Source organism: Microbacterium sp. C23T (genome assembly GCF_053345975.1).
Window position 1 is genome coordinate 79,002 of sequence record NZ_JBKFBD010000008.1, and the last position, 24,746, is coordinate 103,747.

The window sequence follows — 24,746 nt, forward strand, 5'->3', positions numbered from 1 at the left end:
CATTCTGCTCCCGCCCCCGCGCGCTCACCCGCAGCACGGCGACGCGGGAGGGTCCCCAGTCCTTTCCGCCCGGGCGGAAAGGCCGGACAGGTTACCTCGCACCGTGCCGGATATCAACCGGGCTGAGTGTCAGGGCGTGCTCCCCTACGTTCACGTCATGAGCACCGACAACCGCGACGGCGTCGCCGACGACACCGAGCGCATCTACCGCGACCGCGACGCCGACGTGGTGCGCGATCGCGACGGCGACGGCGTGCCGGACGCCCAGGAGGCGCGTCGCGCCCGTGACATCGACAGCGTCACCGAGACCCGCGAGGCGTCGTTGCGCGACGTCGTCGTCGGACGTGAGCGCGAGCGCTTCGGCGGGATCAAGTTCGGCAGTGCCTTCTTCGGCTGGCTCACGGCACTCGGCGCGCTCGTCGCGCTGACCGCCGTGGTCGCCGCGATCGGCGCTGCCACAGGCCTCACCTCGCCCCAGGCTGTCGACGACGCCACCGAGGCCGCGGCCGGCAACATCGGCGGAGCGACCATCATCGGCGCGATCGCCATCGCCGTCGTGCTGTTCATCGCCTACTTCGCCGGGGGCTACGTCGCCGGCCGCATGGCGCGGTTCAGCGGCGCCAAGCAGGGGTTCGCGGTCTGGCTGTGGGCGATCCTCATCGCGATCGTCGTCGCCGTGATCACACTGATCGCCGGCGGCCGGTGGGACATCCTCGCGAACGTCGACATCTTCCCGCGCATCCCGGTGACCGCCGACACGGCCACGCTCACCGGCATCCTGACCGCGATCGGCGCCGCGGTGATCACGCTCGTCGCCGCGGTCCTGGGCGGCATGGCGGGCATGAGCTACCACCGCCGTGTCGACCGCGTGGGCCTCGACGGCGTGAACCGCGTCGACCGCGTCCGCTCCTGAGCCTCGCCGTACGAAAGACCACGAAGAAAGGGGATCCACCCATGGGTATGGATGACGACATCAAGCACAATGCCGAAGACCTGAAGGGCAAGGTGAAGGAGAAGGTCGGCGACGCGACCGACAACGAGAAGCTGCAGGCCGAGGGCGTGGCCGACCAGGCCAGCGCCAAGATGAAGAAGGCCGGCGACGACATCAAGGACGCGTTCACCGACGACCGGTGATCTGCCGACGACGATGCCCCGGGCTCCCGGCGGACCCGGGGCATCGTCGTGCGTGCGCACCGGTCAGAAGACGTCCCATTCGCGCGCCCGCTCCGTCAGCGCGTCGATGACACGGGCGGTGGCGGGCGTCGGGGGTTCGGCGGCTCGGATCGCGAGGTGCAGGGTGTTGATCGGCGCCTCGGCGGAGCGGTGCAGCACCTCGACGGTGCCGGGGCCGATGGCGGGCTCGGCCAGGTAGCGGGGCAGCGCCGAGATGCCGGCGCCCGCCACCACGGCGGCGAGCACACCGCGCAGGTCGGGCACCGTGACGGCCACGGGGTTGGCAGGTCGATGGCCGAACTGACTGCGCCAGTATCTGCGCACGATCGACAGGTCGGTGTCGTAGGCCACGAGAGGCAGGTGCTGCAGCGCTGCGGCAGGGTCGGCCGCGAGACGCCCCCGGTCGATCGTCCGGGCGAGCGTCGGCGCCCCCACGAGCACGAACTCCTCGTCCACGAGACCGCGATAGCGGATGCCGCGCACCGGCGTCCGCACCGACGACACCACGACGTCGAGTTCGCCGTCCGCGAGGTGCGCGAGCAGGTCCTGCGCGAGACCGAGCGTGAACGCGAGGCTCACGCCCTCGCCCGTGAGCGGCGCCAGGGCCGGGATGACCCTCGATGCGACGACGTCGCTCGCACCGCCGATCCGCACCGCCTCGACCGGGCCCGAGACTGGCGCGACCCAGACCTCGCGCAGGCGGTCTACCGGGCCGGCGACGCGCACCGCCAGGGCATCGCCCGCAGGGGTCGGAGTCACCCCACGGGCCGAGCGCGTGAACAGCGGCGTGCCGAGCTCGCCCTCGAGCCGGCCGATCCGCTCGCTCACCGACGGCTGGCTGACGCCCAGCCGCGCCGCGGCCGCGGTGATCGACCCCGCCCGGTGCACCTCGAGGAACGTGTGCAGCAGGTCGAGCTCTTGCATGGGGCATCCATTCATCAAGAAATCTATGGCTATACACCATGGTAGGAAATGATGCCGATGGATGCCTCGTTCCTTCCCGCAGCGGCTCGCACGGGTCGCCGACCTGAACGGAGAAGACATGGCACACGTACTCATGGCGGTCACCGGCGCGGACGCCATCGCGCTCACCGACGGCACACTGCACCCGACCGGATTCTGGGCGGAGGAGCTCGTCGAGCTGCACCGTGGGCTCGTCGCCGCGGGTCACACGGTCGACATCGCGACTCCGGACGGCGTGCGCCCCACCGTCGACCCCGGCAGCCTCGGCGGGGAGTCCGCCGACGAACTGCGCGCCTACCTGGCATCGATCGGCGACCTGCTCGCGCACCCGCGCGCCCTCGCCGACGTGACGACCGGCGAGTACGACGCGATCGCGCTGCCGGGCGGGCACGGGCCGATGGTGGACCTCGCGACCGATGCCGACCTCGGACGGCTCCTCGTCGACGCCGTCGACCGCGACGCGGTGGTCGGCGTGCTCTGCCACGGCCGGCCGGCCTCTTGAGCGCGGTGCGCGAGGACGGCTCGTTCGCCTTCTCGGGGCGCCGGCTCGCCGTCTTCACCGACGAGGAGGAGCACCAGGGCGGCCTGGGGGACGCCTCGCCGTACTTCGTCGAGTCGCGGCTGCGCGACCTCGGCGCCGTCGTCGCGTCAGGTGAGCCGTGGTCGGTCACCGTCGTCACCGACGGCTCGCTCGTGAGCGGACAGAACCCGCAGTCGAGCGTGGCCACGGCCCAGCGCCTCGTCGAGGTGCTCGCCGCTCGCTGACGCCGGAGCTGGGCGGATGCCGCGGCCCGCGGCATCCGTCCAGCGTCTGCACGACGGTCAGGCGACGGGCTGCTGCAGCTCGGTCACCCACGTGGACTGCGGGCCGTCGGCCTGGAGGTACACCTCGCGGCACGGACCGTCGAACTCGCCGCCGTCTGCAGCGACCGCCTGCATGAACGCGCCCCACGCCTCGCCGATGCCGCTCATCTCGCCCCGGTAGGTCGTGACGGCCGAGCGCTCGGCGGCGGGCAGCTCCACGACCTGCCAGCCGTCGCCCTCCACCGGCTCGTCGCCCGCGATCCACGAGACCCACACGCGCAGGTCGCCGCCGTCGAGCGGCTCGTACCAGAACGTGCCGGGCTCGCGGTACTCGACGCCGGCAGCCTCGAGGGCGTCGTGCAGCGGGGGCAGGATGCGGTCGACCACGGCGGAAACGCCCTCACTGCCCGGGGCGACGCCCGATGCCGCATAGACGGTGACGGGCTCGAGCCGGCGGTATTCGATGGCGGTCATCCTGTGCTCTCCTTCGAGGGTCGGGGCGGCGTGTGCGTCTCGCCTCCTGCATCGTGGTCCAGGGGTCGGACATCGGCGGCGGGGCACAATGGCACCGTGCCCATTCTGAACAAGGACATGGTCCTCTGCATCTCCCTTGCCGCGCGCCCCTCCAACATCGGCACGAGGTTCCACAACTTCCTCTACGACGAGCTCGGGCTGAACTTCATCTACAAGGCGTTCACGACGAACGACATCGAGGCCGCGATCGGCGGGGTGCGGGCGCTCGGCATCCGCGGGTGCTCGGTGTCGATGCCGTTCAAAGAGGCCGTGATCCCGCTCGTCGACGAGATCGAGCCCTCCGCCGCGGCGATCGAGTCCGTGAACACCATCGTCAACGACGGCGGGCGCCTGATCGCCTCGAACACCGACTACGAGGCGGTTGCCGAACTTCTCGAGCGGCACGCCGTCGACCCCGCACTCCCTGTGCTGGTGCGCGGATCGGGCGGCATGGGGAAAGCGGTCGTCGCGGCGTTCCGCGGTGCGGGCTTCGACCACGTCACCGTGGTCGCGCGCAACGCCGAGGCCGGCGCGCAGATCGCCGAGAAGTACGGCTACCGCAGCACCACGACCGACCCGCCGCCCGGGCACGCGGTGCTGGTCAACGTCACCCCGCTCGGCATGGCCGGGTCCGACGCCGACGTCCTGTCGTTCTCACAGGAGCACGTCGACGCGGCTCAGACCGTGTTCGACGTCGTCGCCTACCCCGCAGAGACGCCGCTGATCCGGGCCGCGCGGAGCGGCGGCATCCCGGTCATCACGGGAGCCGAGGTGATCGCGCTGCAGGCGGCCCGGCAGTTCGAGCGGTACACCGGCGTCACGCCGACGCTCGACCAGATCCAGCGCGCCTCGGAGTTCTCGCGGCAGTAGGCCGGCCCGCACCCGACCACGAGCCAGGGGATTCCCGCCGAGACCGAGGACGTCGCCCTCGGTCTCGGCGGAAACGCCTCGGCTCGACGAGACCGGCGTCGGGTCAGGGCACGCGGTAGCCCGCGGCCCGGAACAGCTCGTACCACTCGGCACGGGTGAGCGGGATGTCGGAGCCCTCGGCGGCGCCGCTCACACGCTCAGGGCTCGTCGTGCCGAGCACGACCTGCATGCGCGCCGGATGGCGGGTGATCCACGCCACCGCGATCGCGATCGGCGGCACGTCGTACTTCTTCGCGAGACGGTCGATCACGGCGTTGAGTTCGGGGTAGTCAGGCGAGTCGAGGAACACGCCGGTGAAGAATCCCGCCTGGAACGGCGACCAGGCCTGCACCGCGATGTCGTGCAGGCGGCAGTAGTCGATGATCCCGCCGCCGTCGAGCGTGAGGGACTGCTCCTCACCGTGCATGTTCGCGGCGACGCCCTGCGCGATGGTCGGGGAGTGGGTGATCGACAACTGGATCTGGTTCGCGACGATGGGCTGGCGCACCGACTTCTTCAGCAGGTCGATCTGGCGCGGCGTGTGGTTCGAGACGCCGAACGCCCGCACCTTGCCCGCGGCCTCGAGCTCGTCGAACGCACGGGCGACCTCGTCGGGCTCGACCAGCGCGTCGGGCCGGTGCAGCAGCAGGATGTCGATGTAGTCGGTGCCGAGCGCGCGGAGCGACCCCTCCACCGACTCGACGATGTGCTCGTACGAGAAGTCGAAGTACGGCCCGTCGCCGACGATGCCGGCCTTGGTCTGGATGGTGATCTGCGCGCGCTCAGAGGACGAGAGCCGCATCGCCTCGGCGAAGCGGAGCTCGCAGCCGTGGAGCGAGCTGCCGTAGATGTCGGCGTGGTCGAAGAAGTCGATCCCCGCGTCGCGGGCGGTGCGGATGAGCGTGCGCACGGCGTCGTCGTCGAGGTCCTGGATGCGCATGAGGCCGAGCACCACGTTGGGTGCCGGACGCTCGACGCCGGTGAGTTCGATGGTCTTCATGGGTCCGCTCTCGGGTGGGGTCAGTACTGCCGGGTCCACGTTAGGCACCGCCCACAAAGAAGTCCAACAACTGTATATTCTGCGATTGAGAATCGCAGCGAATGGATATGCCATGGAGCATCGCCAGTTGGAGTACCTGGTCACCCTCACCGAGGAACGGCATTTCACCCGCGCCGCGGAGCGGTGCCGGGTCTCGCAGTCCGGGCTGTCGGCGGCGATCCGCCGGCTCGAGCAGGAGCTCGACGCGAAGCTCTTCGAGAGGACGACGCGCTCGGTCGAGCCGACGCCGGCCGCGCTCGCGCTCCTGCCGCACGCCCGCGAGATCCTCGCCCAGACGGCCGCCGGACGGGACGCCGTCGTCCGCGCGTCGCACCAGCTCGCCGGCTCGCTGCGCATCGGCGCCGAGCAGTGCCTGGGGGCCCTCGACGTGAACCTGCTCCTCGAGCGGTTCCATCGCCGCCACCCCGCCGTCGACATCCAGTTCGTGCAGGCGGGATCGCACCAGCTTGTCGACCATGTCGCGGCCGGCGAGCTGGACGTCGCCTTCGTCGCCAGCGCAGACCCCGCGCCGGTGCCCGCCGTGGCGGAGCTCGCGCGGATCCCGCTCGTGCTCATCGTCCCGACCGCCCACCCGCTCGCTGAGCGTCCGGTGTCGCGGTGGAGGGACCTCCGCGACGCCGACTTCGTCGACTTCCGGCCGGCGTGGGCGCTGCGCACGATCAACGACGACGCGTTCCAGCGGCACGGCGTCGAACGGCGGGTGCGCTGCAGCGTCGACGATGTGCACACGCTGCTCGACCTCGTCGTGCGCGGGCTCGGCGTCGCGATAGTGCCGCAGCACGTCGCCAACAAGCCCCAGGCGAAGGGCCTCGTCGCCCTGCCGGTCCCCTCCGGCGCGCCGGAGTGGATCGTGTCGACCCTCATCGCGGGGACCGCCTCGCTCGCGCCGCGCCTCCTCGAGATCCTCGACGAGGAGCGTGCCGAAGCCGAGGCCGCATGACCGTCGTGCTCGTCGAAGGCGAGAGCGATCGGATCGCTCTCGAGACGCTCGCTGCGCGGATGGGGATGCGGATGCCGGAGATCCGTGTCGTGGGCGGCTCCAAGGGCGCCCGCCGCGCGGCCGGTGAGCTCGTCGGCGTGCCGGTCGTCGGTCTCGTCGATGTGGGGGAGCGAGGCGACTTCGAGCGCGTGCTCGACACGGTGTTCGTGTGCGACCCCGACCTCGAGGCCGAGTTCGTGCGCGCTCTCGGCGTCGCGCGCGTCGAGGCGGTGATCGCGGAGCAGGGCGAGCTCGAGTCGTTCCGGAGTCTGCAGCGCCAGCCGTTTCAGCGCGAACGTCCGGTCGACGCGCAGCTCGCGCGCTTCTTCGGGGGCCGCAGCGGCAACAAGGCGCGCTACGCCCGGCTGCTCGCGGAGGCGGTGCCGCTCGATCGCGTGCCGCCGCCGCTCGCGGCGCTGCTGGCCGCGCTCTGACCGCGCCCGCATCGGGCCCTGATCAGGGGTTGTGCGGCAGCATCCATCGTCCTTCCGTCGGTGAGATCGTTCTCACGCGCCGCTTGCCACCCGTTCACCGGGCCGTCGCGGAGTGGTCGGCGATCGGTCAGCACGCGGCCGAACGTCCCCGGTTGCGTCGAGGCATGAGTCGAATCCCCACACGACGCGTCCTGCCGCGCCTTCTCGCCGCGGCAGCAGCGACGGCCACCGCCGTCGCCCTCCTCCCCGCCACGACCGCCTACGCACAGCCGGTCGCCGCCGCATCCCTCCACTCGCAGTCGCCGTACGTGCAGACGCACGTGCCGACGCTCGTCGCGCGGGCCACCCTGTCGGCCGATCACCTCGAGCCGGGTCCGGCGTCGGGTGCCCTGGCCAGCTCGGCCAACGGGCGCACCGGCCCGTGGGACGGGCAGGTCATCCCCGGCTTCTCGGCCGCGATCGACAACGGCGACGGCACGTTCTGGGCTCAGCCCGACAACGGCTTCGGCGCCAAGGGCAACTCCGCCGACTTCCTGCTGCGCAACTACCTCGTGCGTCCCGCGTGGCAGACGGCCGCCGGTGGCGCCGGCGAGATCCGGATCGAGCGGTTCGTGTCGTACAACGACCGCAACCACGTGCTCGACTTCCCGATCGTGAACGACGGCACCGCCGAGCGCCTCCTCACCGGCGCCGACTTCGACATCGAGTCGGTCGTCAAGGCCAAGGACGGCACGTTCTGGGTCGGCGAGGAGTTCGGCCCGTTCCTGCTGCACTTCGACGCCGAGGGCACGCTGCTCGAGAAGCCGTTCGCGCTCGACGGCGCGAAGTCGCCGCAGAACCCGTACCTGCAGCCCGGTGAGACCCCGCGCGTGCGCGCCAGCCGCGGCTTCGAGGCCCTCGCGGCGTCGGTGAACGGGCGCTACCTGTATCCGGTCGTGGAAGGCTCGTATGCGGACGACAGCGACCTGCGCCGCCGGGAGATCCTCGAGTTCGACACGCGCGCGGGCGCCTACACCGGCCGCACGTGGAGCTACCAGACCGATCAGGAGCCGAACGTCATCGGCGACGCGTTCACCGTCCGGGGCGGCGCGCTGCTGCTCATCGAGCGCGATGACTTCGAGGGCGAGCAGGCCGTCACCAAGCGCGTGTACCAGGTCGACCTGCGGCGCACCGACGCCGAGGGCTACCTCGAGAAGACGCTCGTGCTCGACGCGCTCCGCATCGCCAACCCGCACGGCATCGGCGCGGGCGACGGCTACGGCACCGGCGAGATCTACTCGCTGCCCGTGCAGTCGTTCGAGACCGTCGTGCAGCTGAAGGACGGCAGCCTGCTCATCGGCAACGACAACAACTACCCCGGCAACGACGCGCGCATCCCCGGAACGCCCGACGACACCGAGTTCGCGATCATCGACCTCGACAAGACGAAGATCGAGCCGTCGACGGTCAGCCTCATCGGCCATCGGGGCGCGAGCGGCTCGCGCCCCGAGCACACGCTCGCGGCGTACGAGACGGCGATCGTCCAGTGCGCCGACTACATCGAGCCCGACGTGGTCTCGACGAGGGACGGCGTTCTGGTCGCGCGCCACGAGAACGAGATCGGCGGGACGACGGATGTCGCGGCCCACCCCGAGTTCGCCGCGCGCAAGACCACGAAGCTCATCGACGGCGCCTCGGTGACGGGCTGGTTCACGGAGGACTTCACGTTCGCCGAGCTGCGCACCCTCCGCGCGAAGGAGCGGCTGCCGCAGACGCGTCCCGCGAACACCGCGTTCGACGGGCTCTACGTCATCCCGACGCTCGACGAGGTCATGGACCTCGCTCGCCACTCCGTGAGCTGCGACGGCCGGCCCGTCGGCGTGTACCCCGAGACGAAGCATCCGTCGTACTTCGACTCGATCGGCCTGTCGCTCGAGGAGCCGCTCGTCGCGGCCCTCGAGGCGAACGGACTCGACCGCGCGAACGCGCCGGTGATCCTGCAGAGCTTCGAGACCGCCAACCTGCGGGAGCTCGACGGCATGACCGACGTCACGCTCGCCCAGCTCGTGAACGCGTCGGGTCGTCCGTACGACTTCACGCTCGCGGGCGACACGCGCACCTACAAGGACCTCGTGACGCCGGCGGGCCTCGCCGAGATCGCGACCTACGCCGACGGCGTGGGACTCGAGAAGTCCGTCATGATCCCGCGCACCGCCGACGGCCGCCTGGGCACGCCCACCGCGGTCATCGCCGACGCGCACGCCGCGGGGCTCACGGTGCACGGCTGGACCTTCCGCGCCGAGAACCAGTTCCTGCCCGTCGACTTCCGCTCCAGCATCGACCCCGCCGCGTACGGCGACCTGGACGGCGAGATCCGCGCATTCGTCGCCGCGGGCATGGACGGCGTCTTCAGCGACCACCCCGGCATCGCCGCGGTGACCATCGACACGGTGACGCTCGCGAGCTGAGTTCGGGCGCGGCGACCGTACGAACGGAGTGGGTGATGCTGCGGCATCACCCACTCCGTGCGTTCCGGTGCGACATTGCCACCTGGCACAATGCGGAGGATGGTGCCGCCGGGGGGCGGCGCCTGCGACGAAGGGACGTGTATGGCCATCGAAGGCACCCCCGGAGCGGGACTGACGAAGGAGCAGCTTGCGGAGGAGGTGACCCACCTCGCCACACCGGACCTGCTGAAGACGCCGTTCGGAGACTTCGAGTTCTTCGACGGAGTACCCAAGACGGACTCGGTGCAGTCGATCTACGACGCACTCGATCTGCTGCGCGGCATCGACGCGTTCCTGACCGCCGTGCCCGGCGCCTCGCTCGTCGCGATGCGTCGTGGTCTGCGCAGCGCGGGCGTCGACGCTCCCGACAAGATCGGCTTCACCGACCCGCGCGCGAACTCGGGCAGCATGTTCCTCACGCCCAACACCGAGACCACCTACGGCACGACGTTCCTGGATCTCAAGGCGTGGGGGCCGACGGTGATCGAGGCGCCACCGCAGTCGCTGTGCGTCGTCGACGACTTCTGGTTCCGCTACGTGGCCGACATGGGCCTCGCGGGGCCCGACAAGGGAGCCGGCGGGAAGTATCTGTTCCTGCCGCCCGGCTACGACGGCGAACGCCCCGAGGGCTACTTCACCTACGAGTCGCCGACCTACACCAACTGGGTGGTCCTGCGAGCGCTCGGCGGCGTTCCCGCGATGAAGCAGACGCGGATCTATCCGCTGGCCGAAGCGGAGTCACCGCGGGAGAACACCTTCCTCAACATCGCCGCCGTGCTTCAGAACACCGTGCACGCCAACGACTTCTCGTTCTTCGAGGAGATCGCCGAGCTCGTCGAGGAGGAACCGGAGACGGCGCTCGACCCTGAGCGTGCAGGCACCCTTGCGGCGATCGGGCTGGCGCACGGCACGCCCTTCGCCCCCGACGAGCACCGGCGCGGCATCCTCGATGACGCCGCCCGCCTCGGTGCCGCGATCTCGCGCGCGCTCGTCTACAAGCCGCGCGACCCCGACGCCTTCTTCTGGGAGGGCTCGTCGTGGAAGAACGCGTTCGTCGGCGGCAGCTATGAGTTCCTCCGTGGTGGCGCGCGCAACCTCGATGCCCGCACGCAGTTCCACTACTTCGCCACGGTGATCACGCCCGCGATGGCGCACGCACAGGTGGGCGCCGGCTCGGCCTACGCCTACACCGCCGAGGACGGCGAGGGGCACGTGCTCGACGGCTCCGCGACGTACTCGCTGCGCATCCCCGCCGACCCGCCGGCGAAGAACTTCTGGTCGGTCGACCTGTACGACACGCAGACCCGCTCGCTCCTGCAGTCCACGGAGTACCCCGCGCTCGCGAGCCTTTCGGGCACAGTGCAGGCCGAGGACGACGGTTCGTATGTGCTGTGGTTCTCGCCGACCGCGCCCGAGGGCAAGGAGTCGAACTGGATCCCGACGCTCCCCGGCAAATCGTGGTTCCCGGTGGTGCGGCTCTATGGCCCGCTGGAGCCCTGGTTCGACAAGACGTGGCAGCTGCCGGAGATCGTTCGCGAGGTCTGAGCTCGCGCCGCGTGCGACGGTGAGGGGACGGATGCTGCGGGCCGCGGCATCCGTCCCCTCACTGATTCACCGCACCCGGCGGCCGTGCGCGAGGTCGATGAGGCGCGACAGCACGTCGCCGCCGCCGCGCAGACCGTTGTGCTCGTGCTCGCTCGTGATCCACGGCGTGACGCCGGGCAGGAGCCGTGCCGTCTCCATCGAGAACTCGAACGGCACGTACACGTCGTTGACGTACACGGCGGTGGCACCGCGTGCGTCGGACGCGGCGAGCGCGTCGGCGTCGTAGAGCGACGGCCACTCGAACTCCGCGAGCGCGAGGGTCACGTCGCGCCACGGCTGGAAGCCGGGCACCGTGTCGAGCCACTCCCGGCGCACGTGCTCGCCGGTGAAGAGCGTCGGGTCTTCGCGGAAGTCTGCGGGCTCGGTGCGCTCGGCCGACCAGCGGGTCGCGTAGCCGTCGGCGTAGCTGGATTCGTGAAAGACGAAGTACAGCGGGTTGCGGGTGCCGAACGGCATCGCGGCCGCGAGGTCGTGGCGGAAGGCGTTCGATCGCGGGTCGCGTTCGAGCAGACCCCACACCGTCTGCCACCCGTCGTTGAGGCCGAGCGCCGATCCCACCGAGCGCACCCGTGAGACCGACGCCACCTCCCCGCCGGGCAGGATGAGCTCGCCGTCAACCGCGAGGTCGATCACGCGCCGCATCGCGTCGCGGTGCGCGGGGAAGCGGCGGTAGTACTTCTCCGACTCTTCGCGCATCTTGTCGTAGGTCACGGCGTAGACGTCGTCGGGGTGGCGGCCCACGGCGCTCAGACCGCCGGTGATGTAGACGTGCTCGAGGGACGCAGCATCCGTCGAGAGATACGCCAGGGTGGTGAACCCGCCGAAGGACTGGCCCAGCACGCTCCACCGCTCGGCGCCGAGGTGCTGCCGCACCGCCTCGCCGTCGCGCACGATCGCGTCGGCGCGCAGGTGCGTGATGTACTCGGCGAGCTCGGACGCGTCGCGCTCGAGATCGTCGTCGCCGACGGGCGTCGAGAGCCCCGTGCCGCGCTGATCGAGCAGCACGACGCGGTAGTGCTCGAGCGCCGCGTCGAGCCACGACGGCCCCGACGGCGAGTGGAACGCGCGCGGCGCCTCGTGCCCCGGCCCGCCCTGCAGGAACACCAGATACGGCAGGCTCTCGCCGCCCTCTCGCGTGACCACCGCCGCGTGGATGTCGATCGTGCGGGCGTCCGACGGATCGCCCCACACCAGGGGGACCGTGAGGAAGTGGTCGTCGATGGTCAGATCCTGCATGCGGCGCGTCGTCACGGACATGGCACGAGCCTATTCGCGACCGCCGACGTCGACCGTGGGACGGACGGAAGCCGGCTCAGCCCGCGGCTGCGAGGGCCGCCCACGCGCCTGCGACGAGGAAGACCGGCGCGCCGAGGATGCCGCACCAGAAGCTGCGCGCGACGTCATCCGACGGCGCGAACAGCGCCCACCCGGCGACGCCGACCAGCAGCACCGCCGGCACGAAGAGGAACGGCTGGTGCAGCGCCGGCGCGAGGACGACGAGGTCGAGGCCGACGAACGCGAGGAGGGCGGGCGAGGCGAAGTCGGACCATCCCCCGCGGACCGCGAGGATCGCGAGCACCACCGCGAACGCGAGCTCGACCCAGAAGACGACGACGTACACGACGAACGCCGTGGTTCCCGGCTCGATCGCGGTCGGTGTCGCCCACAGCCGCGCGAGGAGGACCGTGCCGAGCACCGCGAGCGCGATCCCCGCGAAGCTCCCGAGGCCGAGCACCGCTCGCCACCACCAGCCGCGCGGCGGATGCTCCTGCGCCCACGTCGCCCACAGCAGCGAGGCCAGGCCGAAGACCGCCGCGATGACGGCGAGGTCCCGCGGGTAAGCGCCCGTCATGGCCGCACTCTACTGAGGCCCGGCCGCCCACGCCGGGGTACAGCATCCGTTCCAGGTCCGAACGCCCCGTCGAGACCGGGGATCCGCCGCGAGACCCATGGTGTCGGCCCTTGTCTCGGCGCCAGGCCCCGGTCTCGGCGAGACAGCGGCGACCGGTGGCGCCGGATCAGCCGCGCGTGCGCCTCTTGTCGCGCGACGGCACGAACCGGAACCGCCGCGGTCGCCGGGTCGCGCCCTGGGCGACGGCCGGCAGCACGATGGGCTGCGTGACGATCGCGTCGACGACCATCGAGCCGTCGGTGGGTCCGATGACCGGGATCGGGGTCGTGAGCGTGGCCTCCATCGGGGCGATCGGCGCCTTGGCGAGCTGACGGTGCGCGTGGATGTACGCGGGCACGAGCACGACCACGGCGCCGAGCCACGCGAGCGGGTTGCTCGCCGCGACGCCGATGAAGCCGAAGATGCTGCCCAGCACGACGGCCGCACCGACGCGCATGACGAGCTCGATCACGCCGGTCACGGTGGGGATGAGGGTGTGGCCGAGTCCCTGCAGAGCGCCGCGGAGGACGAACAGGATGCCGAGGATCCAGTAGGTCGCGCCGTTGATGGCGAGCATCTGCGCGGCGAGGTCCACGACCTCGGCCGAGCCTTCGTCGATGAACAGGCGCACCGTCATCGCGCCGAAGGCGATGAGCAGGGCACCGAGCACGATGGCCGCGCCCACCGACATCCACGTCGCCTCGATCACGCCGCGGCGGATGCGGTCGGGCCGGCCGCCGCCGTGGTTCTGCGCGACGAACATCGACACGGCGAGGCCGAGCGACTGCAGGAGGGCGACGGCGAGACCGTCGACCCGGGATGCCGCGGTGTACGCGGCGACCGCGTCCGCGCCCAGCTCGTTCAGCGCGACCTGCACCGAGAGGGTTCCGATCGCGATGATCGAGGCCTGGAAGCCCATCGGCAGACCGAGGCGGAGGTGCTCCGCGAGCTCGGCCCGGCTGACACGCCAGTCGCTGCGGCGGACGTGGAGCACCGGCATCCGTCGCCGTACGAACTCGAGGCAGAGCAGCACCGAGATCGCCTGCGACACCACCGTCGCGAGCGCCGCGCCGCCCACGCCCCAGCCGAGCGGGCCGACCATGACGATGACGAGCACGACGTTGAGCACGCAGGCGAGCGTGAGGAAGACGAGCGGCGTGCGCGAGTCGCCGATGGCGCGGATGATCGCCGACAGGTAGTTGAAGAACATCATCGCGCCCGCACCGAGGAAGCTGATCTGGGCGAAGACGATGGCGTCGTCCATGAGCTCGGCAGGGGTCTGCAGCAGCTCGAGCAGCGGCGCCGTCAGCAGCGGTGCGCCGACGGTGAGCAGGAGGGTGCAGATGCCCGTGAGGATCGTGCCCGCCGCGACGGAACGGCGCACCGCCGCATAGTCGCGCGCCCCGAACGCCTGCGCGGTCGGGATCGCGAAGCCCGACGTGAGACCCCACGCGAACCCCAGCAGCAGGAACAGCATGCTGCCCGTCGCTCCCACCGCGGCCAGCGCATCGACGCCGAGCTGGCGCCCCACGACGACGGCATCGACGAAGTGGTACAGCTGCTGCACCACGTTGCCGATCAGCAGCGGGACGGAGAACAGGAGGATGACGCGCCAAGGGCGGCCCGTCGTCAGGGCGGTGGTCATGAGGGCGGCTCTCGAACGAGAAGGCGAGGAGGGGGACGGATGCCGCGCCCGCAGGCGACGGAGAGGTGCCGAGTGGCAGAGGCCAGTGTATCGAATCGATTCGGGAGCACCATCCCCAATTCTGGATCTTGCGCAAAACCCGGCCTGATCGGACAGTGGCGCGTGGGGTGAATGATTCACATATTTGTTCTTATTTGCGGTGCCACGACAGGCTCCTTTGCGCTAGAATATCGATCAGAGATTCGAAGATAGGATCGGCCCGTTCAGGGCGTCGACTGGAGCGGTTTCCGCCGCGGGCAGGTGTTGAGGCAGACCGCGAGTGATGCGCGGGAATCTCGCCCCACCTCATCCTGACTGCGAGCCTCATGTCTGCGATTCCCGACCCCGGCACCGACGGGGGCGACCCCGGATCGGTCGCGGCGGGCGGAACTCGACCGCCGGGCACTGGTCGCCGACCTGGCGACGTCGACCCAGGTGTCGGAGTGGAGCGTGAACCGACTGCTGTCGGAAGCGGCCGACTTGTGTGCCCGTTTCGCCGGCGGGGTGGAGGCCCTCGAGCGCGGAGAGATCTCTCGGCAGCACCTCTCGGTGATCCACGACGCCGGCGCCCCGATCGTCGACGACACCGCGCGCGCCGAGTTCGTCAGGCTGGCGCTCGAACGCGCCGCGAACCTGACCGCGGGACGCCTGGCCCCGGTGCTCCGGGTGATCGCCGAACGATTCCTCGAGCGCACCCTGAAGGAGCGCCACGAGGAGGCCGCAGTCGGGCGCCGCATCGAAGTCGTCGACCTGCCGGACGACATGGCCGCGCTGACGGCGATCCTGCCGGCGACGCTGGCGCACGGCATCGAGGATCGCCTCACCCAGCAGGCACGTTCGGTCATCGCCGCGCGGGGCACGGGCGAGGGTGACGACGAAAGCGTCGGCGAGGCGGCCGAAGTCGACGAGCGCACGATGGACCAGCTCCGCGTCGACATCTTCACCGACACCCTGCTCACCGCCGGACCCGAGGACTGCGTCGCCGGGACCGGCCTCGACGCCATCCGCGCCACCGTGCAGGTCACCATCCCGGTGCTCACGATGACCGGCGCATCCGCCGAGCCGGTGCTGCTTGCCGGGTACGGCCCGATCGATACCGACACCGCTCGGGTCCTCGCCGCCCGCGCCACCGGCTGGGAACGCGTGATGACCTCCCCGGTCACGGGCAGCGTCCTGGCCGTCGACCGCTATCGACCCGGACCCGCGCTGAACCGGTTCCTCGCGGCCCGTGATGAGCACTGCCGCTTCCCGGGCTGCCGTCGCCCCGTCTGGCGCTGCGACATCGACCACACCATCCCCGCCGCCGAAGGCGGACCCACCCACCACGCGAACCTCGCCCACCTCTGCCGTGGCCACCACACCCTGAAGGGCGTCACGGCGTGGACTGTCGAGCAGATCTCGCCCGGCGTCATGGTGTGGACCAGCCCGACCGGCCGCAGACACACCGACCGCCCCGAACCGGTCGTGAGATTCACCTCGGACCACACCGCTGACCGGGTACGCCGCATGATGCGCGAACCCTGGCTCTTCCCCGTCGACGATCCGCCTGAGTCCCCCGACGCGCCACCCTTCTAGCCGGACCGCCGGGTCGCAGCATCCGTTCCACGAAGCCCGCGAATCGACACGCGACGCAGTCCTGTGACGAGCACACCTCCGACCAGGAGCATGCCGCCGATGATCTCGGCGGCCGTGGGGATCTGCCCGAGCAGCAGCGCGGCCGACGTCATCGCGACCACGGGGGCGAGCAGCACCCACGGCACGACGGCCGCAGAGGGGTTCCGGGCCAGGAGGCCGTTCCAGATCGAGTAGCCGATGATCGTGCACAGCACAGCGGTGTAGAGCGTCGACAGCAGGGACTGCCAGCCGAATGCGGCGATACCCGAGGCGATCGCCTCCGGACCCTCGACCACGAACGACAGCATCAACGCCGGAACGGGCACCACGAGCGCCGACCACACCGTGAGCGACAGCGACCCCAGACGCCCGGGACCGCTGACCACCCCGGCGCGGCGGGAGATCACGTTCCCGATCCCCCATGAGAATGCCGCGGCGAGAGCCAGCGCCACCGCGAGCGCGGGAGCGTCGCCACCGCGACCGGCCGCCACGATCGCGAGACCGACGATGCCCAATCCGATCCCGGCGATCTGCGGCACGGTCGGGCGCTCCCGCAGCACGGCGGCGGCGATGAGGATCGTGAACACCGCCTGCGCCTGCAGCACGAGCGCGGCGAGCCCCGGCTGCAGCCCCAGCGCCATCGACGTGTACAGGAGCCCGAACTGCCCGAGGCTCATGAACAGGCCGACGCCGATGACGGTACGCCACGAGGTGCGGGGCCGCGGAACCACGAACACCGCGAGCGCGACCACCAGGAAGCGGATCGCGACGAACAGCAGCGGCGGCACGCCTGTCATCCCCCAGTCGATCACGACGAAGTTGAACCCCCAGAGGGATGCCACGGCCGCGGCGAGCATCATGTCGCTTCTCTTCACGACTCTCACTTCATCCCATCGCGGGATGAAGCACCAGCGATGCTTTTGCCATGAAACGATGTAGCGTTGCTTCATGATCGATCTCGAAGCCGTGCAGTCGCTTCGCGCGGTCGCCACGCAGGGCAGCGTGGTCGCAGCGGCGACGAGTCTCGGGTACACGCCGTCCGCGGTGTCGCAGCAGGTCAAGCGCCTCGAACGTGAGACCGGCGTCGCCCTCCTCGAACGCGCCGGCCGCGGAGTCATCCTCACGGACGCCGGCACGCGCCTCGTCGTCGCATCGACGCCGATCCTCGCCGACCTCGAACGACTCCGCGCCGATCTCCAGCTCACCGCGGGGCCCGACGATCGGGTGGTGGGCGAAGTCCGGCTCGCCGCCTTCTCGACCGTCGTGCGGGGCGTGGTCATTCCGGTGCTGACCTCGCTCGCCGAGCGGCATCCCGAACTCGCTCTGCCCCTGCGCGAGAGCGAGCCGTGGGAGACGATCGCGCTCGTGGCGTCGGGCCAGCGCGACCTCGGCATCGTGCACCGCTGGGGCGGCGTCGCCCTGGCGATGCCCGATCACCTCGTCTCGACACCGCTGTTCACAGACGTCGCCGACGTCATCCTGCATCGCGACCATCCGCTCGCGGGCCGCACGGTGCTGCATCCCGAAGAGCTGGCGGGGGAGACGTGGGTCGCGACGTTCGAGGCGACGATCTGCCGCCAGTGGCTGCGCCGGCTCTTCGACGGCGTCCCGAACGCCCCGCGCATCGTGCACGAGTCGATGGAGTTCCAGAACCACCTCGAGCTGGCGCGCGCGGGCCGCGCGGTGGCACTGGTGCCCCGGCTCGGCCGTGGCGAGCTCGGGCCCGACCTGATCGCGATCCCGACCGTCGAACCGGCGTCGACGCGCGACGTCCTCGCGGTGCATCGCCGCACCCAGGAGGATTCCCCCGCCCTGCGCGCGGCGCTCGACGCAATCGTGGAGCACGCGCGCGCGATGTGACCCGGGCCGACCCGAGCACATCCCCAGCTCAGGCGAAGGCGAATTTCAGCGTGTTGAGGTGCGCGCGGCTGAGCTCGGCAGCCCGCCGGGCGTCACGGTCGGCGATCGCGTCGACGACGGCGGCATGGGCGGCCTGATCGGCCTCATGCGAAGCCGTCGGACGGATCTTGAGCATGTCGACCATCGCACTGCGCACGCGCGGCGTGAATCCGTCGAAGAGCTCGAGAAGCACCTCGTTCCCGGAGGCCGCGACGATGAGCCGGTGCAGCGCGGTGTCGACATCGACATGCGGCTCCGGCGCGGGATCGGCCGTCGCGCGCGCCGCGAGCGCGGCCCGCATCGCACGCAGCTGCGCCGGTGTGCGCCGCTCGGCGGCGAGCGCGGCGGCCTCCGCTTCGATGGCGATGCGCGCCTCGAGGACGGTCGTGATCGAGGCGCGTCGAAGCACCGTGTCCCAGTCGTCGGTGACATCGAGCGCGGTGACGAAGACTCCGGCACCCTGGCGCGAGTCGAGCACACCCTTGCCGGCGAGCTCGCGGATGGCCTCACGGATCGTGGAGCGCCCCACGCCCAGCTGGGCGGCGAGCGTCGTCTCGCCCGGCAGCCGCTGGCCCAGCGCGAACTCGCCATCGCGAATGCGCCCGAGCAGCACCTCCGCCGCCTGCGCCGCGAGCGGTGCGCGATGGACGATCGGGGCCATTCAGATCCTCCGGTTGTCAGACGGGCGGCGGACGAACACATCGTGAGCTTAGCCTGCCCCTCTTGTTGTTCGACTTTACTTGTCGACTTGTCTGAGGAGTAGAGTGCTCGCATGACTTCTCCTCCCACCACCTCCGTACGCCGGCGCGCGCGCTTCTGGTCGCTCGTCGGCACTCACGTGATGAACGACTTCCAGACCGGCGCCGCGGCTGCCCTGCTCCCGTACTTCGTGGTCGAACAGCACTACGACTACGCCGCGGTCGCCGGGCTGACCCTCGCCGCGACCGCGCTGTCGAGCATCTTCCAGCCGGTCTTCGGGTGGCTCACCGACCGGTTCTCGCTGCGACCACTGGTCGTGATCGGCCTCCTGGTCGCGGCACTGGGCATCGCCCTCGCCGGCCTGACCTCGGCGAACTACTGGCTCACATGGCTCGTCATCTCGCTCTCGGGGCTGGGCGTCGCCGGGTATCACCCGGCAGCGACCGTCGCCGCCAAGGAAGCGGGTGGCGGCACCAACCGGTCCATGAGCATCTTCTCGGTGGGCGGCAACGTCGGCGCGGCGATCGCACCGATCGGTGTCGGCCTCACCGTCGGCATTCTCGGCCTCCAGGCGACGCCGCTGCTGCTCATCCCCACGATCGCGGTGGCCGCGATCTACCTGGTGCTGAATCGCCGCGCCACAGCTCCGCTCTCGGCCGCCTCCGCGAGCAGAGCCGAGGACGCGGCATCCATTCCTCCCCGCGATCTGTGGGGGAGGTTCGCGTGGCTGCTGCTGATCGTCAGCCTGTGGTCGATCGCCTATGTGGGCGCTCGGTCCTTCGTGGCGCTGGACGTGATGGACCGGTTCGGCACGACCGCAGAGATCGGCACGGTCGCGCTGACCGTGTTCTCGCTCGCAGCCGCGCTCGGCACTCTCGTCGGCGGGTTCTTCGCCGACCGATTCGGACGCGTGCGAATGATCGTCCTCGGCTACGCCCTGGCCACGGCATCGGCGGTGGGCTACGTCTTCGCGTCCGGCGAGATCACGGCGATCGTGCTGGCCGGCGTGCTCGGCTGGGCGCTGTTCCTCCCGTTCGCCCTGCACGTCACGCTGTCGCACGCCTACCTGCCGCGGCACCTCGGCACCGCGAGCGGGGTGACCCTCGGCATGGCGACCGCGCTCGGCGGGCTGCTGACACCGCTTCTCGGGGTGCTCGCCGACCATGCGAACCCGCAGGCAGTGTTCGTGGTGCTGGCCGGCGTCATCGCGGCGGCGCTCGTCTGCTCGCTCTTCGTGCGTGAACGCACCGACGTCACGTCCCGCGGGCGGACCGAGGAGGCGACGGATGCCTCGACAGCAGCATCCGATGGCGTGCCGGCGGGTCGGCGCTGAACGCCGACACAGCTCAGTCCGAGGTCCCGCGCCCAGAGCGCAGAGGTGAGAACCAGGCCAGGAGCGCCGCGATCGCGAAGATCACCGCGACGGCGATGAGCGTCCAGCGATCGCCGACGAGCGCGACCGCCGCGCCTCCGGCGAGCGCGCCGATCGCGGCCGCGGTGCGGTTGGCCGAGCGGATGTTCGCATTCACGCGGCCGAGCAGGCGGTCGGGGGTGACCGTCTGTCGCAGGGCCATCTCGTTGGCGTTCTCGACACCGCCCGCGAGCCCGTGGAGCGCGAGCGCGGCGAAGAGGAGCGCGGGTCCGGCGGGGACCCAGGCCGCCACCGCGGCGAGCGCCCACGCTATCGGGTACATCGCCCGCGCCACGACGATGGTCGGGCCGATGCCCAGCAACTCGCCGATCCGAGCCGCGAACGTCGCCCCGACCAGCGCACACGATCCCGACACCGCGAGCAGCAGGCCGAACGTGAACGCCGTGAACCCCAGCGCGCGCAGCGCCAGCAGCGACAGGACCGTGAGCGCCAGGCCGTTGGCGAAGAACCACACGTGCGTGGACACGGCGAGCGGGCCGAGGGTGCGGTGCGCGTACGCCCACCGGAGGCCCTCGCGGATCTCGCGGCCGAGATGCCGATCGCGCCGCCGCTCGCGGGTCTCCTCGACGCGGATGCTCGCGTTCAGCGCGTCATCCACGATGTAGCTGATCGCGTCGACGAGCAGCGCGATCGGCGCGCCGAGCAGCGCCACGAGGCCACCGCCGAGGGCCGGACCGAGCGTCTGGGCCGCGGCATCCGTCTGATCCAGTCGCGCGTTCGCGACGACGAGCCGGGAACGGGGCACGAGCCGGGGGAGGAAGGACTGCGTCGCCGCGAAGCCGAAGACGGAGAATGCGCCGAACAGCAGCAGCAGCACGACGAGCATCCAGATCTGGAGCGCGCCGACGAGCCACAGCACGGGGATCGCGCCGAGCGACACCGCCCGCCCCACGCTCGCCCACACGAGGATCGGGCGGCGACGCCAGCGGTCGGTGTACGCGCCGGCGAAGAGCCCGAGCACGGCGTACGGCACGAACTGCGCCGCGCCGACGATGCCGACCTCGAACGGCGTCGCGTGCAGCAGCTGCACCACGAGCACCGGCATCGCGACGGCGGTGACCGCCGTGCCGAACGAGCTGATGGCCGCCGCGGTCCAGAAGCGGGCGAACGACGACCGGGGTTCCGGCCCGCGCCCACCCTCCACCGGATCGCTCACGACCGCCGATCCGGCGAGGTCACCCCCATCCGCCACGTACTCATCATGCCCCGGGCGGGCCGTCGAGCACCGTCGGGATGTACTCGAGCAGCTGGATGCGCCCGTCGAACGTGCGTGCCTCCACGAGATCCAGGCGCACGTCGGGGTAGCCGTCGAAGATCCGGTCCTGTCCGGTTGCGCCCGTGATCACCGGGAACACGCCCACCCGGTAGCGGTCGACGAGGCCCGCGAGCAGCAGCGACCGGCAGAGGGCGACACTGCCGAGCGTGCGGAGCGGCCGGTCGGACTCCTCCTTCAGCCGCCGGACGAACGCGACAGCATCCTCGCGGACGAGCGTCGTGTTCTCCCAGGCGAGCGGCTCCTCGAGCGTGGACGAGAAGACGTACTTCTGGATGCCGCCGAGCATGTCGGTGCCCTCCTCGCCGCCGGCGGTGAGCTCCGACATGAGGCGGAACGTCGTCGCCCCCATGAGCAGCGGATCGTCCTTGTCCGGCGACTCGGCGAGCCAGCCCAGGTACTCGGGACCTTCCATCCCCCAGAAACCCGGCCACCCCTCCGCGGCGCCGTAGCCGTCGAGAGAGATGATGAAGTCGACCGTCACGGTCTGCATGGGACTCTCCTTCGTGTCCGGTTCTCGCCGCGTTCTGCGGGAGTTCTTTTCTCGAGCGGATGCCTCGACCGAGCCTATGCGCCGCCTCCGCGCGCCGACACCCCCCGCGTCGCGAACCGAACCCATCGCGGAATCGGGGACGGTCTGACATGATTTCTCCCACCGCAGATTGGAAGCTGTCGTGAAGCAGCCATCAGAAGGTTCTTCACCGGTCGCGCCGATACCCCGCTACCGGCGCACATTCGCGGGGGTTCTCGGGGGCCTCGTCGGCCTCCTCGCGCTCAGCGTCATCGCGGGTGTGCTGGTCGTCGCGCCGCTTGCGCCGGCCATCGCGATCGGCGGGCACGCGGCCAGCAGCGCGGTGTCGCTGTTCGACCACATGCCGAGCTACCTCGAGATCGACCGTCTGATGCTGCCGACGACGATCTACGCCCGTGACCCGTCGACCGGGCAGGACGTCGAACTGACGTCGTTCTACGACCAGAACCGCGAGCCCGTCGCGTTCGACCAGGTGTCGCTCGTCATGTACGACGCGATCCTCGCCTCCGAGGACCCGCGGTACTACGAGCACGGCGGCGTCGACATCCTCGGCACCACGCGCGCCCTGATCAAGAACGCGCAGGGCGGTCAGACGCAGGGCGGTTCCTCGATCAGCCAGCAGTACGTGAAGAACGTGCTGGTCCAGCGCTGCGAACGCGACGCGGAGACCGTGTACGAGACGAACGAGGCGGGCGAGACGGTCGTCGACGAGAACGGCGCCGCCGTCGTGAAGATGACGCGCGACCAGGTGCTGCAGCAGTGCTGGCTCGACGCCACGCAGGCGGACGGAGTGCAGGGCTACGAACGCAAGCTGCAGGAGATCCGCTACGCCGTCCAGCTCGAGCAGAAGTACTCGAAGAACGACATCCTGCTGGGCTATCTCAACATCGCGAACTTCGGCGGCACGACCTACGGCATCGAGGCGGCCGCGCGCTACTACTTCAGCACCACGGCCGCCCAGCTCACGCTGACGCAGGCGGCGACGCTCGCGGGCATCGTGCAGAACCCCAACACGTTCCGGATCGACCGGGCGCAGGGCTCGATCTTCGGAGGCGACGGCACCAGGTACAACAAGGCCGCCGACGGCTCGGTGGACGACGTGACCCCCGGCACGCTGGCGGGCCTGGACACCCTCCTCGCCGACGGCACGATCACACCGGAGCAGTACCTCGCAGCCGGGGACGCCTACAGTGCGACCAAGGGGCGCCAGCTCTACGTGCTCGACAGGATGCGCGAGGACGGCCGCATCACCACCGCGCAGTACATCGCCGCGGCGATCGAGCCGATCACCCCGGCGCTGCAGCTGCCGCCCACCCGGTGCGGGTCCAGCGCGGCCCCGTTCTTCTGCCAGTACGTGGTGAATACCGTGCAATCGGACCCCGACTACGCGAGCGCGTTCGGCGCGACGCCGGAGGACCGGCAGAAGTCGCTGACGCGCGAGGGCCTGAACATCTACACGACCCTGGACTGGAACCTGCAGAACGCGTCGCAGGACGCCATGCACCGGTACGCGCCCGAGACCGTGGCGGGCATGTCGTTCGGGTCGGCGTCGGTGAGCATCGAGGTCAACACCGGCCGCATCCTCGCGATCAGCCAGAACAACCGGTTCACGGAGGACCGCGACCTCGCCCTCACCGACCCGGTGTACAGCTCACTCGTCTACGCCGGCGACATGATGCACGGGGTCTCGACGGGATTCCCGACCGGGTCCACCTTCAAGCTGTTCACCCTCGTCGACTGGCTCGAGACCGGGCACACGTTGTCCGACACGGTCAACGGCACCCTCCGGGCCATCCCCCGGCTCCGGGACCGCTGCGAGGGCACGTGGATCAACCGCGAGAACCACGTCGTGCGCAATTTCGGCGGCGCGGCCGGCTACGTGGGAACGCCCTTGCAGTTCACCGCACAGTCCCTCAACAGCGGCTTCCTCGGCATGGCGGAGCAGCTGGACCTCTGCGACATCGAGAATGTCGCGGCCCGGATGGGCGTCGCCCGCGGCGACGGCGACCCTGTGGACCTCGACGGCGCCGCCTCGATCATCGGGACCAACAACATCGCCCCCGTCGCCATGGCCGGGGCGTTCGCGACCGTCGCGAACGGCGGCGTCTACTGCATGCCGCGCGTGATCGAGCGCGTGGTCAACGCCGACGGCACCGAGCTTCCGGTGCCGGGCAACCGGTGCACACAGGCCATCAGTCCCGAGGTGGCGGCGGCCACGGCGTTCGCGCTGCAGGGCGTCATGCGTCCAGGCGGCACCGGGTCGGGCGGCAACCCCAACGACGGCACGCCGATGCTGGGCAAGACCGGAACGCACGAGAACATCCAGACGTGGCTGGTCGAGTCGAGCACCCGCGTGACGACCGCGGTGTGGGTCGGAAACACCACCGGCTTCGGCGACGTGTTCCGGTCCTTCTACAACGGCCGGGCGCTGTCGACGATCCGACTGCCGATGACCCGCGACATCCAGGCGGCCGCGAACCAGCTCTACGGGGGCAGTGACTTCCCCGCGCCTCCCGCGAACCTGGTGCGCCGCGCCGCGCCGCCGCGCCCGGGTCCGGCACCCGCTCCCGGTCCGGACCAGCCCCCGGACGACAACGGCAACAGCAACGGCAACGGCAACGGCAACGGCAACGGCAACGGCGGGAATGGCAACGGGAATGGCAACGGCAACGGCAACGGTTGAGACTCGTCGTCGCCCGAGGGTTTGAGCGGACCCCGGGCGACAGCATCCGTTTTCCCGATCGTGTATCTGGCGAAGACGTCGGCGACTCTCGGTGCCTCGGAACATCCGTTCTG

23 protein-coding genes are annotated in these 24,746 nt (G+C 70.6%); 13 read left to right on the forward strand and 10 right to left on the reverse strand.

Annotated features, from left to right (window positions below; genetic code table 11):
* Positions 1–157: 157 nt before the first annotated feature.
* Both ACLBXX_RS06420 and ACLBXX_RS06425 read left to right on the forward strand, forming a co-directional pair.
* Positions 158–913: a YrzE family protein gene (locus ACLBXX_RS06420; protein WP_447657345.1), complete on the forward strand. Its 756-nt coding sequence runs from the start codon at positions 158–160 to the stop codon at positions 911–913.
* A 41-nt stretch (positions 914–954) separates the two neighbouring features.
* The gene (locus tag ACLBXX_RS06425) at positions 955–1,134 is read left to right on the forward strand and encodes a CsbD family protein (RefSeq protein ID WP_310286763.1); all 180 of its coding nucleotides are present in this window, start codon (positions 955–957) and stop codon (positions 1,132–1,134) included.
* A 63-nt stretch (positions 1,135–1,197) separates the two neighbouring features.
* Here ACLBXX_RS06425 and ACLBXX_RS06430 read toward each other — a convergent pair whose 3' ends face one another.
* Complete coding sequence (locus ACLBXX_RS06430) at positions 1,198–2,097, reverse strand: LysR family transcriptional regulator (protein WP_447657346.1); 900 nt, start codon at positions 2,095–2,097, stop codon at positions 1,198–1,200.
* Between the two features lie 118 nt (positions 2,098–2,215).
* Here ACLBXX_RS06430 and ACLBXX_RS06435 point away from each other — a divergent pair, with 118 nt between their 5' ends.
* A complete protein-coding gene (locus ACLBXX_RS06435; protein WP_447657347.1) occupies positions 2,216–2,638 on the forward strand; it encodes a DJ-1/PfpI family protein in 423 nt (140 codons plus the stop codon).
* Positions 2,635–2,901, forward strand: a complete 267-nt coding sequence (locus tag ACLBXX_RS06440; protein ID WP_447657348.1) for a hypothetical protein — start codon at positions 2,635–2,637, stop codon at positions 2,899–2,901. Before ACLBXX_RS06435 ends, ACLBXX_RS06440 begins: the two co-directional genes overlap by 4 nt.
* Before the next feature lie 57 nt (positions 2,902–2,958).
* On the opposite strand, the gene ACLBXX_RS06445 is transcribed toward ACLBXX_RS06440, so the two are convergent.
* Positions 2,959–3,414 (reverse strand): GyrI-like domain-containing protein, encoded by a 456-nt coding sequence (locus ACLBXX_RS06445; protein ID WP_447657349.1) that lies wholly within the window; start codon positions 3,412–3,414, stop codon positions 2,959–2,961.
* 96 nt (positions 3,415–3,510) lie between these two features.
* On the opposite strand from ACLBXX_RS06445, the gene ACLBXX_RS06450 reads away from it, so the two are divergent.
* Positions 3,511–4,323, forward strand: a complete 813-nt coding sequence (locus tag ACLBXX_RS06450; protein ID WP_447657350.1) for a shikimate 5-dehydrogenase — start codon at positions 3,511–3,513, stop codon at positions 4,321–4,323.
* A 103-nt stretch (positions 4,324–4,426) separates the two neighbouring features.
* On the opposite strand, the gene ACLBXX_RS06455 is transcribed toward ACLBXX_RS06450, so the two are convergent.
* A complete protein-coding gene (locus ACLBXX_RS06455) occupies positions 4,427–5,362 on the reverse strand; it encodes an aldo/keto reductase (protein WP_447657351.1) in 936 nt (311 codons plus the stop codon).
* Between the two features lie 112 nt (positions 5,363–5,474).
* Here ACLBXX_RS06455 and ACLBXX_RS06460 point away from each other — a divergent pair, with 112 nt between their 5' ends.
* The 4 genes from ACLBXX_RS06460 (at position 5,475) to ACLBXX_RS06475 (ending at position 10,866) form a co-directional block, all read left to right on the forward strand.
* On the forward strand, positions 5,475–6,362 hold the full coding sequence (locus tag ACLBXX_RS06460; protein WP_447657352.1) for a LysR family transcriptional regulator: 888 nt from the start codon (positions 5,475–5,477) through the stop codon (positions 6,360–6,362).
* Positions 6,359–6,835, forward strand: coding sequence for an ATP-dependent endonuclease (locus ACLBXX_RS06465; protein ID WP_447657353.1), 477 nt, complete (start codon positions 6,359–6,361; stop codon positions 6,833–6,835). The genes ACLBXX_RS06460 and ACLBXX_RS06465 overlap by 4 nt, the downstream gene beginning before the upstream one ends.
* Before the next feature lie 164 nt (positions 6,836–6,999).
* Complete coding sequence (locus tag ACLBXX_RS06470) at positions 7,000–9,282, forward strand: esterase-like activity of phytase family protein (RefSeq protein ID WP_447657354.1); 2,283 nt, start codon at positions 7,000–7,002, stop codon at positions 9,280–9,282.
* 141 nt (positions 9,283–9,423) lie between these two features.
* Entirely contained in the window at positions 9,424–10,866 is a 1,443-nt protein-coding gene (locus ACLBXX_RS06475) for a DUF1254 domain-containing protein (RefSeq protein ID WP_447657355.1), read from the forward strand.
* Between the two features lie 66 nt (positions 10,867–10,932).
* Here the strand turns inward: ACLBXX_RS06475 and ACLBXX_RS06480 are convergent, their stop codons facing one another.
* The 3 genes from ACLBXX_RS06480 to ACLBXX_RS06490 all read right to left on the reverse strand — a co-directional run bounded on the left by ACLBXX_RS06480 (position 10,933) and on the right by ACLBXX_RS06490 (position 14,462).
* Entirely contained in the window at positions 10,933–12,183 is a 1,251-nt protein-coding gene (locus ACLBXX_RS06480; protein WP_447657356.1) for an alpha/beta fold hydrolase, read from the reverse strand.
* A 55-nt stretch (positions 12,184–12,238) separates the two neighbouring features.
* Positions 12,239–12,778: a hypothetical protein gene (locus tag ACLBXX_RS06485; RefSeq protein WP_447657357.1), complete on the reverse strand. Its 540-nt coding sequence runs from the start codon at positions 12,776–12,778 to the stop codon at positions 12,239–12,241.
* Between the two features lie 166 nt (positions 12,779–12,944).
* Positions 12,945–14,462 (reverse strand): MATE family efflux transporter, encoded by a 1,518-nt coding sequence (locus ACLBXX_RS06490; RefSeq protein WP_447657358.1) that lies wholly within the window; start codon positions 14,460–14,462, stop codon positions 12,945–12,947.
* A 369-nt stretch (positions 14,463–14,831) separates the two neighbouring features.
* On the opposite strand from ACLBXX_RS06490, the gene ACLBXX_RS06495 reads away from it, so the two are divergent.
* Positions 14,832–16,076: a DUF222 domain-containing protein gene (locus ACLBXX_RS06495; RefSeq protein WP_447657389.1), complete on the forward strand. Its 1,245-nt coding sequence runs from the start codon at positions 14,832–14,834 to the stop codon at positions 16,074–16,076.
* Here ACLBXX_RS06495 and ACLBXX_RS06500 read toward each other — a convergent pair.
* On the reverse strand, positions 16,073–16,990 hold the full coding sequence (locus ACLBXX_RS06500; RefSeq protein WP_447657359.1) for an EamA family transporter: 918 nt from the start codon (positions 16,988–16,990) through the stop codon (positions 16,073–16,075). The two genes, ACLBXX_RS06495 and ACLBXX_RS06500, sit on opposite strands and share 4 nt — an antisense overlap.
* A 73-nt stretch (positions 16,991–17,063) precedes the next feature.
* Here ACLBXX_RS06500 and ACLBXX_RS06505 point away from each other — a divergent pair, with 73 nt between their 5' ends.
* A complete protein-coding gene (locus tag ACLBXX_RS06505) occupies positions 17,064–17,975 on the forward strand; it encodes a LysR family transcriptional regulator (RefSeq protein WP_447657360.1) in 912 nt (303 codons plus the stop codon).
* A gap of 28 nt (positions 17,976–18,003) precedes the next feature.
* On the opposite strand, the gene ACLBXX_RS06510 is transcribed toward ACLBXX_RS06505, so the two are convergent.
* Positions 18,004–18,675 carry a FadR/GntR family transcriptional regulator gene (locus tag ACLBXX_RS06510; protein ID WP_447657361.1) on the reverse strand — a complete coding sequence of 224 codons (672 nt, stop codon included), beginning with the start codon at positions 18,673–18,675 and terminating at the stop codon, positions 18,004–18,006.
* Positions 18,676–18,786: 111 nt separating this feature from the next.
* On the opposite strand from ACLBXX_RS06510, the gene ACLBXX_RS06515 reads away from it, so the two are divergent.
* The gene (locus tag ACLBXX_RS06515; protein ID WP_447657362.1) at positions 18,787–20,046 is read left to right on the forward strand and encodes an MFS transporter; all 1,260 of its coding nucleotides are present in this window, start codon (positions 18,787–18,789) and stop codon (positions 20,044–20,046) included.
* A 13-nt stretch (positions 20,047–20,059) separates the two neighbouring features.
* Here the strand turns inward: ACLBXX_RS06515 and ACLBXX_RS06520 are convergent, their stop codons facing one another.
* Positions 20,060–21,337 carry an MFS transporter gene (locus ACLBXX_RS06520; protein WP_447657363.1) on the reverse strand — a complete coding sequence of 426 codons (1,278 nt, stop codon included), beginning with the start codon at positions 21,335–21,337 and terminating at the stop codon, positions 20,060–20,062.
* Positions 21,338–21,344: 7 nt separating this feature from the next.
* Positions 21,345–21,911 (reverse strand): dihydrofolate reductase family protein, encoded by a 567-nt coding sequence (locus ACLBXX_RS06525; RefSeq protein ID WP_447657364.1) that lies wholly within the window; start codon positions 21,909–21,911, stop codon positions 21,345–21,347.
* Between the two features lie 181 nt (positions 21,912–22,092).
* Here ACLBXX_RS06525 and ACLBXX_RS06530 point away from each other — a divergent pair, with 181 nt between their 5' ends.
* Complete coding sequence (locus tag ACLBXX_RS06530) at positions 22,093–24,633, forward strand: transglycosylase domain-containing protein (RefSeq protein WP_447657365.1); 2,541 nt, start codon at positions 22,093–22,095, stop codon at positions 24,631–24,633.
* Positions 24,634–24,746: the final 113 nt, after the last annotated feature.

Excerpts from the sequence above, each read along its gene's own strand:
- ACLBXX_RS06510 (WP_447657361.1), bottom strand. The coding sequence starts at position 18,675 with ATGGCCCCGATCGTCCATCGCGCACCGCTCGCGGCGCAGGCGGCGGAG.
- ACLBXX_RS06430 (WP_447657346.1), bottom strand. The coding sequence starts at position 2,097 with ATGCAAGAGCTCGACCTGCTGCACACGTTCCTCGAGGTGCACCGGGCG.
- ACLBXX_RS06475 (WP_447657355.1), top strand. The coding sequence starts at position 9,424 with ATGGCCATCGAAGGCACCCCCGGAGCGGGACTGACGAAGGAGCAGCTT.
- ACLBXX_RS06490 (WP_447657358.1), bottom strand. The coding sequence starts at position 14,462 with ATGACCACCGCCCTGACGACGGGCCGCCCTTGGCGCGTCATCCTCCTG.
- ACLBXX_RS06445 (WP_447657349.1), bottom strand. The coding sequence starts at position 3,414 with ATGACCGCCATCGAATACCGCCGGCTCGAGCCCGTCACCGTCTATGCG.
- ACLBXX_RS06485 (WP_447657357.1), bottom strand. The coding sequence starts at position 12,778 with ATGACGGGCGCTTACCCGCGGGACCTCGCCGTCATCGCGGCGGTCTTC.
- ACLBXX_RS06525 (WP_447657364.1), bottom strand. The coding sequence starts at position 21,911 with ATGCAGACCGTGACGGTCGACTTCATCATCTCTCTCGACGGCTACGGC.
- ACLBXX_RS06425 (WP_310286763.1), top strand. The coding sequence starts at position 955 with ATGGGTATGGATGACGACATCAAGCACAATGCCGAAGACCTGAAGGGC.
- ACLBXX_RS06435 (WP_447657347.1), top strand. The coding sequence starts at position 2,216 with ATGGCACACGTACTCATGGCGGTCACCGGCGCGGACGCCATCGCGCTC.
- ACLBXX_RS06460 (WP_447657352.1), top strand. The coding sequence starts at position 5,475 with ATGGAGCATCGCCAGTTGGAGTACCTGGTCACCCTCACCGAGGAACGG.
- ACLBXX_RS06480 (WP_447657356.1), bottom strand. The coding sequence starts at position 12,183 with ATGTCCGTGACGACGCGCCGCATGCAGGATCTGACCATCGACGACCAC.
- ACLBXX_RS06515 (WP_447657362.1), top strand. The coding sequence starts at position 18,787 with ATGACTTCTCCTCCCACCACCTCCGTACGCCGGCGCGCGCGCTTCTGG.
- ACLBXX_RS06505 (WP_447657360.1), top strand. The coding sequence starts at position 17,064 with ATGATCGATCTCGAAGCCGTGCAGTCGCTTCGCGCGGTCGCCACGCAG.
- ACLBXX_RS06420 (WP_447657345.1), top strand. The coding sequence starts at position 158 with ATGAGCACCGACAACCGCGACGGCGTCGCCGACGACACCGAGCGCATC.
- ACLBXX_RS06470 (WP_447657354.1), top strand. The coding sequence starts at position 7,000 with ATGAGTCGAATCCCCACACGACGCGTCCTGCCGCGCCTTCTCGCCGCG.
- ACLBXX_RS06455 (WP_447657351.1), bottom strand. The coding sequence starts at position 5,362 with ATGAAGACCATCGAACTCACCGGCGTCGAGCGTCCGGCACCCAACGTG.
- ACLBXX_RS06465 (WP_447657353.1), top strand. The coding sequence starts at position 6,359 with ATGACCGTCGTGCTCGTCGAAGGCGAGAGCGATCGGATCGCTCTCGAG.